Origin of the sequence: Pseudomonas syringae, assembly GCF_000737245.1 — a bacterium.
GTDB lineage: Bacteria > Pseudomonadota > Gammaproteobacteria > Pseudomonadales > Pseudomonadaceae > Aquipseudomonas > Aquipseudomonas syringae_J.
In genome coordinates, this window is sequence record NZ_JPQU01000053.1 from 23,926 (window position 1) to 35,126 (window position 11,201).

The following is an 11,201-nucleotide window of genomic DNA, read 5'->3' on the forward strand; positions in this document are numbered from 1 at the left end:
CATTTTCATGCACATAAGGAATCGTCCATGCATTGCAAAACCTTGATCGCTACACTTTGCGCCAGCGCCTTTCTGACGTTATCGCTGAACGCTGCTGCAGGACCCGTTCAAGATTTCAAAAGCGAACAGGGCACTATCAGTGTCGAAGAAGTGACCAAGGGGCTGGATCATCCTTGGGCGCTGGCTTTCCTGCCGGACAACAAAGGCATGCTGATCACGGAGAAGTCAGGCAACCTGCGGATTGTTGCGCCTGACGGTACTCTTTCCAAGCCGCTGTCCGGTGTGCCCAAGGTCTGGGCTCAGGGTCAGGGTGGTCTGCTGGATGTGGTGCTTTCCCCCGACTTCGCCACCGACCGCATGGTTTACCTGACTTTTTCCGAAGTGGGTGAGGACGGCAAAGGCGGGACGGCGGCAGGGCGAGGGCGCTTGTCCACCGACCTGAGCAAGCTGGAAAACTTCAACGTGATCTTCCGTCAACAACCCAAGCTGTCAGTGGGCAACCACTTCGGCTCGCGGATGGTCTTTGATCGCGACGGTTACCTGTTCATTGCCCTGGGCGAAAACAACAATCGCCCGACTTCCCAGGACCTGGACAAGCTGCAGGGCAAAGTCGTGCGGTTGTACGCCGATGGCAAGGTACCGCCGGACAATCCGTTCGTAGGCCAGAAAAATGTGCGTCCGGAAATCTGGTCGTATGGCCATCGCAATCAGCAGGGCGCAGCCTTGAACCCCTGGACCGGCACCTTGTGGACCAATGAACACGGACCTAAAGGCGGTGATGAGGTGAACATCATCGAACGCGCACAGAATTACGGCTGGCCGCTGGCAACCCACGGCATCGACTATTCCGGCGTACCTATTTCCGAATCAAAAGGTGAGTTTGTCGAAGGGACGATCAAGCCGTTTCACGTCTGGCAGAAGTCACCTGGCATCAGCGGTATGGCGTTCTACGATGCCTCACGCTTCAAGGCCTGGGATCACAATCTGTTCATCGGTGCACTGGCAAGCGAAGAGCTGATCCGCCTGGAGTTTCAGGGCGACAAGATTGTTCATGAAGAGCGTTTGCTGGGGGATTTGAAGAAACGCATCCGCGATGTTCGCCAAGGGCCGGATGGTTATATCTATGTATTGACCGACGAGGGTGACGGGCAACTTTTGAAAGTTGGGTTGAAGCAATAGTTTCAATCTGCAATTAACTGTAGGAGTGAGCTTGCTCGCGATAACGTTAGATCAGACGATAAATCATCGTGATCAAATCGAATCGCGAGCAAGCTCGCTCCTACAGAGTAATGCGCATGGTGTGATAAGTGTTTACTTATCCTGTTTGTCTTTCAGGATGTCACCGGTTTTGGCATCCAGGTCTACATCCCATTCCACGCCTTTGGCATCGCGCAGTTCAACTTGATACACGTAACGCTCAGCGTGCTTATCAAGCTCGGTGTCGTGGATGGTGAAGCCTGGGTGCTTGTCCAACGCCAGTTTGTTGAGTTTTTCGAAGTCCATCACCGTCCCGGCTTTATGCAGGCGGACCACTTCGTCCGGGCCGATATCAGCTTGAGCAACACCGGCAGCGGTAGTCAGGGCAAGGGCAGCAAACATGGCAGATAGAGTTTTCATTTTTCGTTCCTTCTGATTGATCTGGTAGTTGAGATCCAGCGGGAAGCGAATCGTTCCCTTGTCTGGTTGAAGCCAGATTAACCACACTTACTTAATTCATCCTTAATGTTAAATGAAGGGTGTTTTTCTGAGTAAGAGCCAGCGAATGTCGCTTCAATAGCTTGCTTGACATAAGAACACCTCAGTTGGCCTGACGGACCGCGTCGACGGCTTCGCGGGCAAGCCTCGCTCCAACAGGTTAAGGGGTCGTCTGTGGGAGCGGTGCTTGCCCGCGATGGCAGCGACGCGGTTTGTCTGATTCGCCAGCAAGCTCGCTCCCACGGGTTCGGTGGTATGCGTACTCGACCAACCAGTCAGCAACCCATAACACCCATCGCCCTTGAGTTTGCTATTCTTCGCGCCCTGCGACGGGTTGTCGCGCTCAACTCTTAATCGTGTCCGGGGTTCATATGACGGCCATTGTTCGACCACGCCCCCAGCCGCTGTCTCGTGCTGATTACAAAACCCTGGGCCTTGCGGCGCTGGGCGGGGCGCTTGAGATCTATGACTTCATCATCTTTGTATTCTTTGCGCTGACCCTCAGCCAACTGTTCTTCCCGCCGGAAATGCCTGAATGGCTGCGCCTGCTGCAAAGCTTCGGGATCTTCGTCACCGGCTATCTGGCACGTCCGCTGGGCGGCATCCTGATGGCGCATTTCGCCGACAAGCTGGGCCGTAAACGCGTTTTCAGCCTCAGCATTCTGATGATGGCCTTGCCGTGCCTGCTGATCGGCGTGATGCCGACCTATGCACAGATCGGCTACTGGGCGCCGCTGATCCTCCTGGCATTGCGCATTCTGCAAGGTGCAGCGGTGGGTGGCGAAGTGCCCAGTGCGTGGGTATTCGTCGCAGAGCACGCGCCCAAATCCCATCGCGGTTATGCCCTGGGTGTGTTGCAGGCCGGTCTGACCTTCGGGTATCTGCTGGGGGCGCTGGTTGCAACCTGGTTGGCGAAAGTCTTCACCCCGGCGGAAATCCTCGAAGGGGCATGGCGCATTCCGTTCCTGCTGGGCGGGGTGTTTGGCGTAGTGGGCGTCTGGTTGCGTCGCTGGCTGAGTGAAACCCCGGTGTTCATGGCCATGCAGGCTCAACGCGAAACCGTCACCGAGTTGCCGTTGAAAGCCGTGTTGCGTGAACACCGTCAGTCGCTGCTGCCCGCCGCGTTGCTGACCTGCGTGCTGACGTCGGCGGTCGTGGTGCTGGTGGTCATTACCCCCACGGTCATGCAGAAAAGCTTCGGCATGAGCGCCAGCCATACGTTCGCCCTGAGCAGCCTTGGCATTGTGTTCCTCAATATCGGCTGTGTGCTGGCCGGCAGGCTGGTTGACCGGATCGGCGCGTGGCGGGCCGTGATGTTTTACAGCGCGCTATTACCCCTGGGCATCGGTCTGCTGTATGCCAGCCTGATTGGCCATTGGCCCGCGCCGGGCATTGCCTACGCAGTGGCCGGGCTGGCATGTGGGATTGTCGGCGTGGTGCCGTCGGTGATGGTGGGGCTGTTTCCAGCAGATATCCGCGTGTCGGGCATTTCGTTCACCTACAACATTGCTTACGCACTCTGGGCCAGCACCACGCCGCTGATGCTGATCGCCCTGATGCCCTGGAGCCCGTGGGTATGCGTGGTCTATGTGGCGGTGATGGGCGCCGTCGGGCTACTGACCGCCACGGTCTTCGGGCTGCGTCGCGGCATGAAGGTCGACGCCGTGTTGCTGGGTAGCTGACGGCCTGCCTCTTGTTCGGTCTGGATGAAGCTAATCTTCATTCAGACCCCACGAGAGCCCGGCATGAACCGTGATCTTGATAGCAACAATGTTCAGGCGATCAACGCCGAAGTAGAGGCCCTGTACCGCCAGGAATCGCGTCGGGTGCTGGCGACGCTGATCCGCCTGCTGGGCAATTTCGAATTGGCCGAAGAAGCCTTGCAGGACGCTTTTATTGCGGCCGTCGAGCAATGGCCACAAAGCGGTTTACCGCACAATCCCCGAGCATGGCTAATCTCGGCGGGACGCTTCAAAGCCATCGACAGCCTGCGTCGTCGCTCTCGTTTCGACGCGTCGCTGGCACAGATGGCTCGCGAGCTGGAAGGCCAGATGCACACGCAGCAGCCGGATCTGGACAGCGTCGAAGATGACCGTTTGCGGCTGATCTTCACCTGCTGCCACCCGGCACTGACCGAAGACGCTCAGGTCGCGCTGACCCTGCGCGAAGTCTGCGATCTGACCACCGAAGAAATCGCCCGCGCTTTTCTCATCACGCCCTCCACCGTGGCCCAGCGTATCGTGCGCGCCAAGAACAAGATCCGCGACGCGCGCATCCCTTACGAAGTACCGACGCTCGGCGAACTGCCCGAGCGGCTGGACGCGGTGTTGCGGGTCATCTATCTGGTGTTCAACGAGGGTTATTTCGCATCTTCGGGCGACGAGTTACTGCGCAGTGAGTTGTCCAGCGAGGCGATTCGTCTGGGCCGCCTGCTGCTGGAGCTGCTGCCCGAGCCTGAAGTCTGCGGGTTGCTGGCGTTGATGCTGCTGACTGAATCCCGGCGCGCTGCGCGGATTTCCGCCAGCGGCGAGCCGGTCTTGCTCGACAGCCAGGACCGCCGTCTCTGGGATCGCCAGATGATTGCTGAAGGCCAGGCCTTGGTCGAAAAAGCCCTGCGCTCCGGACGCTATAACGCCTACAGCGTGCAAGGCGCCATCGCAGCAGTACACGCCGACGCTGGCTACGCCGAGGACACCGATTGGGCGCAAATTGTCGGCCTTTATGATGTGCTGATCTGCTTGACCGAATCTCCCGTGGTGGCACTCAACCGGGCTGTTGCCGTTGCCATGTTGCACGGCCCTAAGGCAGGCCTGGCGTTGATCGAAACACTATTGAGCAATGGCGAGTTACAGGATTATCACCTTGCCTGGTCCGCCAAAGCCGACCTCTGCTGTCGTAGCGGGGACATTGCCGAGGCCTGCGTGGCCTACCGCAAAGCCATACAGCTGGCACGTCAGACCGTCGACCGGCAATTTCTTCAGCGCTGTCTGGACGACCTGCAGGCCGACCAAAACAGCTAACCGCAGATACTTCCCAAAACAGTCGCTGCAGGCTGTCGATTTCCTCCATCTCCAAGCGACTAATCCCTGCAAATGCCGGTAATGGAGGACGCCATGAAATACCTTTGCCTTATTTACAGCGACGAACAGACCCTGCACTCGCATCCCGACAGCCCTCGGGATGATGAATGTCTTGCTTACGCCCAGTCGGTGCAAGCCAGCGGCCACATGTTGGCGTCTGAGCCCCTGGAGTCGGTGCAGACGGCCACCACCGTGCGCAAGCGCAACGGCAAAGTGCTGATCACCGATGGTCCCTTCGCCGAAACCAAGGAGCAACTGGCCGGGTTCTACCTGATTGACGCCAAGGATCTCAACGAAGCCATTCACATCGCGGCGAATGTTCCCGCCGCTCGTGTGGGCAGTGTGGAAGTTCGGCCAGTACGCACCCTCAACTTGCAACAGTCCGCTAGCGAGAACACCACCTATGAACGTCAACACAGCTGAGCAGCAAAGCACCCGTGAGCAGATCCAGACGCTGATTCAGCACTGGAGCGCTGCCATACGGGACAAGGATATCGAGGCGATCATGGCGTATTACGACCCGGAAATCGTCGCCTATGACGCCATCATTCAACTGCAGTTCAAGGGCATTGAAGCCTATGGCAAGCACTGGGAGTTCTGCCTGGGTATGTGTCCGGGCCCGATGATTTTCGAGCAGAGCGAACTGGTGGTGCATGGCGACCAGCAACTGGCGTTCGCCCATTGGTTGAACAGTTGTGGTGGCGCCGATGAGAAGGGCGAGATGAAGTCGTCATGGATGCGCGCCAGCGCAGGTTTCCGCCGCACGGCCGAGGGCTGGAAAGCCGTCCATGAGCATTTCTCGGCACCTTTCGATATGGAAAGCGGCAAGGCGCTGTTTGACCTTAAGCCTTGACCGGTAACCGTTTCACGAATCCGGAGAACAAAAAATGAGTGTTCAATCCGTACCCGACGACTATCGCAGCCTGACCATTTACTTGGGTGTGAAAGGCGCGTCCGGGGCTATCGAGTTCTACAAAAAAGCCTTCGGTGCCACTCAGGACTTCCGCCTCGACACCCCTGACGGGCGCGTCGGACATGCCGCCCTGCGCATCGGCAGCTCGATGCTGATGCTGGGCGAACCCTGCGAGGAGGGGGTGTTGGGCAGCCCGGCCGCCGACAGCAAAGTGCCGTCTGGCCTGTATCTCTACGTTGACGATGCCGATCAGGTGTTCAACCAGGCTCTGGATGCTGGGGCCGAACAAATCATGCCCATGGCGGATCAGTTTTACGGTGATCGCAGCGGCACGCTGAGGGATCCCTATGGCCATGTGTGGTTTATCGCCACCCACAAAGAGGACATCGCACCCGAAGAAATACGCCGTCGAGCCGAAGAAATGTTCAAACAGTCTTAAGTCTGTCAGCCCATGTCGATTGATGATGTGGGTTGTTTCCTATTGTTGTTGAGAAATAAGAGTTAATTAAGTAAGTCTGCTGTGGATCCAATTTATTTGTGCCAACTGATTGTAATTATCATTTTCGGCGTTTATCTTTTCGTTCGACACAAGTGTTGCGTGGGCTTGGTGATCTAATACGGATGGGCGAGGTTTTTAATTCGAAGGTTGTTCCTCGCGGGTGTGTAGGGAGGTCCTCTTCTGGTTAACTATTTACAATGATCGTTCGTTATTGATTGGGGTCGGGAAGTGCTCGTCAGGGCGCTGCAAGACGTGCCTTCATAGGCGCAATAAGTGCTGTGCGTTAAAGCTTGTTAATAATAAAAGGAAGTTTTCAATGGGCGTTATGTTGAAGAGAACCGCCGATCAGTCGTGTCCGTCATTCAGGCATGCGGCGTTTTTGCCGGGAGCTGATACTCGTCAGCTTTTCACACTGTTGGCCGCAAAGCAGGAGGTTCTATCGAAATCTCAGCTGTGTGATCTGCAGGCTTGGCTGCTTGGGCCTCAAGGCTCTCTGGAGAGGTTTTCACTGCGAGTTTCAAAGGTGGGCAGGAAAGCGCCGGGTCTGGATCACTCGCAAGTACCGGGTGGCGCCCGGCACAGGCAGCTTGCGGAGAAGAGCGCTCATTTCGTGTTGGCCCTGCATCATCGCTATAAGGCCACCGCCAACCCATTCAACGGGATGAACCGCAGATTGTTGTGCTGTGTGGTGTTCGACGATGCTGCGCCTTATACCTTGGCTGAACGCTTTGCCGCCGCCCACGCGCTTCGTCAGCAGGACAGCGCGTATTTCGCCAAACTTATTGCCACAACCCGGCATACCGTAGAACGGCGTTTGGTTTTTATTGGACTGCTCGAACATTTCGATGCGCTTATGCCGATTGAGCGAAGTATCTATCCGCTGGATTACCGCACTGTTCAACAAGGTCATCTAAATAGAGAAGAAGCCCTCTACGGCCCGCTCAAACTTGATAAGACTGTGGTGGAGTTGCTGGATGATCATCCGCCGCAATGGCTGCTGGAAAATCTCTGCCTGACCGGTATGACGGATCCGGCTTAAAAAGAAGTACTGAGTTGAAATATTTTCTGTAGGGGCTCACGAGTACCGCGAGGCAGCGATAGCGATCTGTCTGAACACCGCTATCGCTGCCTCGCGCTGCTCGTGAGCTCCTGCAACGCCAGACACCAAGTCAGATACAACGCTTATTCATGTTCCAGCGCTGCGTTTCCGAAACCTGATCTGGGGAAGTCGATCACGTTTGATTCTGCCAGGCACACTCGGTTACGGCCCGTTGTTTTGGCGATATAAAGCGCTTTGTCCGCTTCATTGAGCCAGCAGGCGGCATCAGTCATGTCCGGCCTATAAGTGGCGATGCCGATACTCAGGCTGAGTTCCAGATGCGGCAGGTGAGGATTACGCACCTCAAGTGCATTTCTGCGCAGCTGTTCGAGTATCTGCCAAGCCAATGCTGCGCTGGTATTGGGCAGGATCACGCAGAACTCGTCACCGCCGTAGCGTCCGGCGAGGTCCGTTTCACGCAGGCTGGCGATCAGGGCAGCACTCAAGCGCTTAAGTACGCTGTCGCCGATGATATGGCCGTGCGTGTCATTGATGGCCTTGAAGTGGTCGATGTCGATCAGGGCGATGGAGGTCTCGCGAGACAACGCCTCACAGCGGGCGAACTCCAGCTGCAGCAGGTCCTTCCAGGAACCGTGATTGATCAGGCCGGTCAGGCTGTCAGTGCGGCTGAGCTTTCCTAGAATGTGCTTGTGCTCGCTGAGCTTGACCGCCAATTGGTAACTGGCATAGCCAACAAACATGGGATACACGATCAGTACCGGGAGGCAGGCATAGATCTGCAGCGGTGAGCTGTAGGAAACGAATGGTTGATGGAACAGCAACACGGAAATCAATGCACCGGCGATCTGAGCCACAATGCCACGCAAAAACAAGGGCTTGCCGCCTGCGGCGAGGTTATGCATCGCCATCATCGCCAGCACGGTGACGGTGGGCAAGGGGTTGAATCCCATGGCCCCGGCCCAGAATCCACCGGCCAGGGAGTCAACGAGGATATTGCGGCGTTCGGCGTGGAATGGTTGGCGTGAACGCGTGGCCAGCCAGAGGGCAATCGGCGGCCAGATTATCGCGTTGCAGAGCATGACCGCCCAGACCCAGAGGGGGGGATGCAACGGATACATAGTGGCCGCGACACTGAAGAAACCAATGCCAACACCCAGGCTGCGTACCCAATATATTCGTTTGGCAAAGGAGTGCCCTCTACCTTCATGACTTACCATGGCGCTCTACCGATATTTCATTTGCTGGCCTCGAAACTTGGGCCTGGACGCAAATAGCGGAGTTTGGCCCTCCCACTGCATACTGGGAAGAGCCATTTGCCATTATTGAACAATAGCGTCACAAATTGTCGCGGTTTGTGACACTTCGAGCATTTTGATCATTCAGTCATGCTTCATCTGAACAGCTATCAGCGCCGTTACGATCGCGAGGAGTGCAATCGCTGCTGCCACCAAGCCAACAGACGACAGCCCCAATTGCTCGATAGTCAGCCCTCCGATCACCGAACCCAGACCGATCCCGGCGTTAGCTGCCGAAACATTCAACGTACCGGCCAGGGCCTGAGCCTTGGGCGCGGTCTGCATGACGCGGATCTGGCAGATGGGAAACAGCGCCGTATGCGCGACACCCCAGAGCACCAGTACGGCACCCAGCATCGGGATGGACCCTGCTGCCGGAACACTGGCAGCCATTCCCACACCCAGCAGCAATGCAAACACAATGGTCGAACCTAAAGGGCTGCTGTCCACATAGCGTCCGCCCAGGTTATTGCCAATCAGGCCGACCGCACCAAAGCCCATCAACCACCAGCCGACCTGTGCCGACGGGACCATGGCGATGCGCTCCAAGGTATCGGCCAGGTAGGTGTAAGCGGTGAACATAGCGGTGAAAAGCAAAATCGACAGCAGCAGATTGATGATGAAACGTGGGTCCGCGAGGATCTTTGCCTGTTTCGCCAGCCCGACTTTTTCCGTGGGGGCAATCGTTGGCATGACCATCCACAACAGCAAGGCCATCAGCAGCGACAACACGGTCAACGCCCAGAAGGCGCCGCGCCAGCCGACTGCATCGGCAAACAGGGTCCCCAGTGGGATACCGAACAGCATGGCAGCGGAAATCCCCAGGTACACCCGGGCGACAGCTTTACCGGCTTGTTTCGGCCCGGCCATCATGCCGGCTGTTTCGCTCGCCGTACCCCAGAATACCGGCAACGCCAAGGCTGGAATGAAGCGGGCGAACGCCAGTACCCAGATATTGCTCGACAGTGCAGCGAGGGCGTTGGAGGCCGCGAAGATGATCAGGATCGCGACGAAGGTTTTCTTGCGATCCAGGTGCGAGAGCATGGCCGTCAACGGCGGGCCAAACAGCATTACGGTGAAAGCAAAGAGCGTGACCAACAGGCCCGCGTCGGAGATCGAAATCCCCAGATCGCGGGCCATGGAAGGCAGCAAACCAATGATCAGAAATTCGGTGGTGACGATGACAAAACCGGCCAGGGCCAGAATCGCAATCGCCATGTTTGCGCCAGTCGCGCTCGCGCCGCTGGCAGAACCTGCCGCAGTGGTATCCAGAGAAGACATCGGGGATAACTCAAAGTAAAAAGATGGCGCTAGCCTATTCGAGAAAGCGATTCTTATCTTTGGCGTTTTTTCCGTGCATTATGGAATTCATTTCAATAATTGATGCATGCCATGATCTCCGCCGACCGTCTCAAGGGCATTTCCAGCTTCGTCGCCGTCGCCAACGCCGGTAGTTTCACGGCTGCGGCCGAGCGTCTGAACCTGACCAACTCCGCCGTCAGCAAAAGCATCGCCCGCCTTGAAGCAAGGCTCGGCATGCGCCTGTTCGAGCGCACCACCCGCAGCCTGGCGCTCACCGAAGAAGGGGCGACGTACTACGACGTCTGCACGCGCATCCTTACTGAGCTTGAGGACGCCGAAACCGCGCTGGCCGCGCAACGCTCAGAGCCGGCCGGGCTTCTGCGGGTAGACTTGCCGGCCTCGTTCGGACGGATCCACGTCTTGCCGTTGATCCTGGAATTCGCCGAACAGCACCCCAAGTTACGCCCCCATGTGTCCTTTACCGATCGCTTTGTGGACTTGATCGAAGAGGGGATCGACATCGCCGTACGCATCGGCGGTCCCGCCGCCTGGCCCGCGACGTTGGGCCATCGCTATCTGGGCACCGAGCGGGTGATTTTCTGCGCAGCACCTCTTTACCTGCACCGTCATGGCACACCGACGACCTTTGAAGAATTGTCCGAACATGCCTGCATTTTGTATGGCAACGCCTTCGGCAGCACCAGTCCATGGGTGATCCTTGACGCCACGGGCCAGACCCAATTGCGCACGGTCGAGAGCCGCATCGTCGTCGGCAATGGCGAAGCCCAGGTCGCGGCGGTGGTGGCTGGCAGCGGCGTCGCCCAACTGGCCACTTGGCTGATCAAGGACCAACTGCAACGGGGCGAACTGGTGGAAATCCTCCCGCACCTGGCCACCGAAGGCCTGGACCTGCACCTGGCCTGGCCCCGCAAGCGCGAATCCCTGCCAAAAGTGCAGCAGCTGGTGGAGCTGCTGTGTGAGGCGTTACGGATGGATTGAGGGTTTTTAAATAGAAGACATGCCCCTGCCGGAGATCCTGTGGTTGCCTACAAGCTGAAGTACGCGCTGGCCAATATTTGAGATCACACCTGTGGGAGCGGCACGCCAGGCGCATCGCGTCATCGTTCTTCGCGAGCAAGCTCGGCTCCAACAGGCAACTGAGTTTCCCGTTGGAGCGAGGCTTGCCCGCGAACCAGACACCCCGGTTCATCAGCCCTACTGCGTCATCGTTCTTCGCGGGCAAGCACCGCTCCCACAAGGGTACGCGGCACACCAGGCGCATCGCGTCATCGTTCTTCGCGGGCAAGCTCGGCTCCAACAGGCGACTGAGTTTCCCGTTGGAGCGAGGCTTGCCCGC

Annotated in this window: 11 protein-coding genes; 8 read left to right on the top strand and 3 right to left on the bottom strand. The window is 57.6% G+C overall.

The genetic code is table 11. The annotated features are described in order from the left end of the window. Positions 1 to 27: 27 nt before the first annotated feature. Entirely contained in the window at positions 28 to 1,179 is a 1,152-nt protein-coding gene (locus tag IV01_RS07255) for a PQQ-dependent sugar dehydrogenase (RefSeq protein WP_032630194.1), read from the top strand. A gap of 132 nt (positions 1,180 to 1,311) precedes the next feature. On the opposite strand, the gene IV01_RS07250 is transcribed toward IV01_RS07255, so the two are convergent. Beyond that, the gene (locus tag IV01_RS07250; RefSeq protein ID WP_032630204.1) at positions 1,312 to 1,617 is read right to left on the bottom strand and encodes a PepSY domain-containing protein; all 306 of its coding nucleotides are present in this window, start codon (positions 1,615 to 1,617) and stop codon (positions 1,312 to 1,314) included. A gap of 449 nt (positions 1,618 to 2,066) precedes the next feature. Between IV01_RS07250 and IV01_RS07245 the strand changes: the two genes are divergently transcribed. From IV01_RS07245 to IV01_RS07225, 6 genes are all read left to right on the top strand, one after another. Further along, the gene (locus IV01_RS07245) at positions 2,067 to 3,377 is read left to right on the top strand and encodes an MFS transporter (protein ID WP_032630195.1); all 1,311 of its coding nucleotides are present in this window, start codon (positions 2,067 to 2,069) and stop codon (positions 3,375 to 3,377) included. Between the two features lie 99 nt (positions 3,378 to 3,476). Beyond that, on the top strand, positions 3,477 to 4,715 hold the full coding sequence (locus tag IV01_RS07240; protein ID WP_032630205.1) for an RNA polymerase sigma factor: 1,239 nt from the start codon (positions 3,477 to 3,479) through the stop codon (positions 4,713 to 4,715). A 93-nt stretch (positions 4,716 to 4,808) separates the two neighbouring features. Then, entirely contained in the window at positions 4,809 to 5,198 is a 390-nt protein-coding gene (locus tag IV01_RS0125345) for a YciI family protein (protein ID WP_050507823.1), read from the top strand. After that, positions 5,179 to 5,628, top strand: a complete 450-nt coding sequence (locus tag IV01_RS07235; RefSeq protein ID WP_032630196.1) for a YybH family protein — start codon at positions 5,179 to 5,181, stop codon at positions 5,626 to 5,628. The genes IV01_RS0125345 and IV01_RS07235 overlap by 20 nt, the downstream gene beginning before the upstream one ends. Positions 5,629 to 5,662: 34 nt before the next feature. Then, a complete protein-coding gene (locus IV01_RS07230; protein WP_032630197.1) occupies positions 5,663 to 6,127 on the top strand; it encodes a VOC family protein in 465 nt (154 codons plus the stop codon). 376 nt (positions 6,128 to 6,503) lie between these two features. Continuing rightward, the gene (locus IV01_RS07225) at positions 6,504 to 7,226 is read left to right on the top strand and encodes a hypothetical protein (protein WP_032630198.1); all 723 of its coding nucleotides are present in this window, start codon (positions 6,504 to 6,506) and stop codon (positions 7,224 to 7,226) included. A gap of 143 nt (positions 7,227 to 7,369) precedes the next feature. Here the strand turns inward: IV01_RS07225 and IV01_RS07220 are convergent, their stop codons facing one another. Continuing rightward, complete coding sequence (locus IV01_RS07220) at positions 7,370 to 8,464, bottom strand: diguanylate cyclase (protein ID WP_032630199.1); 1,095 nt, start codon at positions 8,462 to 8,464, stop codon at positions 7,370 to 7,372. 162 nt (positions 8,465 to 8,626) lie between these two features. Continuing rightward, positions 8,627 to 9,823 (bottom strand): MFS transporter, encoded by a 1,197-nt coding sequence (locus IV01_RS07215; RefSeq protein WP_032630200.1) that lies wholly within the window; start codon positions 9,821 to 9,823, stop codon positions 8,627 to 8,629. A gap of 111 nt (positions 9,824 to 9,934) precedes the next feature. Here IV01_RS07215 and IV01_RS07210 point away from each other — a divergent pair, with 111 nt between their 5' ends. Continuing rightward, complete coding sequence (locus IV01_RS07210) at positions 9,935 to 10,843, top strand: LysR family transcriptional regulator (RefSeq protein WP_032630207.1); 909 nt, start codon at positions 9,935 to 9,937, stop codon at positions 10,841 to 10,843. Positions 10,844 to 11,201: the final 358 nt, after the last annotated feature.

Bases quoted from the DNA above. Each gene is read 5' to 3' on its own strand.
- IV01_RS07220 (WP_032630199.1), bottom strand. From the start codon at position 8,464: ATGGTAAGTCATGAAGGTAGAGGGCACTCCTTTGCCAAACGAATATAT.
- IV01_RS0125345 (WP_050507823.1), top strand. From the start codon at position 4,809: ATGAAATACCTTTGCCTTATTTACAGCGACGAACAGACCCTGCACTCG.
- IV01_RS07215 (WP_032630200.1), bottom strand. From the start codon at position 9,823: ATGTCTTCTCTGGATACCACTGCGGCAGGTTCTGCCAGCGGCGCGAGC.
- IV01_RS07225 (WP_032630198.1), top strand. From the start codon at position 6,504: ATGGGCGTTATGTTGAAGAGAACCGCCGATCAGTCGTGTCCGTCATTC.
- IV01_RS07255 (WP_032630194.1), top strand. From the start codon at position 28: ATGCATTGCAAAACCTTGATCGCTACACTTTGCGCCAGCGCCTTTCTG.
- IV01_RS07245 (WP_032630195.1), top strand. From the start codon at position 2,067: ATGACGGCCATTGTTCGACCACGCCCCCAGCCGCTGTCTCGTGCTGAT.
- IV01_RS07210 (WP_032630207.1), top strand. From the start codon at position 9,935: ATGATCTCCGCCGACCGTCTCAAGGGCATTTCCAGCTTCGTCGCCGTC.
- IV01_RS07235 (WP_032630196.1), top strand. From the start codon at position 5,179: ATGAACGTCAACACAGCTGAGCAGCAAAGCACCCGTGAGCAGATCCAG.
- IV01_RS07250 (WP_032630204.1), bottom strand. From the start codon at position 1,617: ATGAAAACTCTATCTGCCATGTTTGCTGCCCTTGCCCTGACTACCGCT.
- IV01_RS07230 (WP_032630197.1), top strand. From the start codon at position 5,663: ATGAGTGTTCAATCCGTACCCGACGACTATCGCAGCCTGACCATTTAC.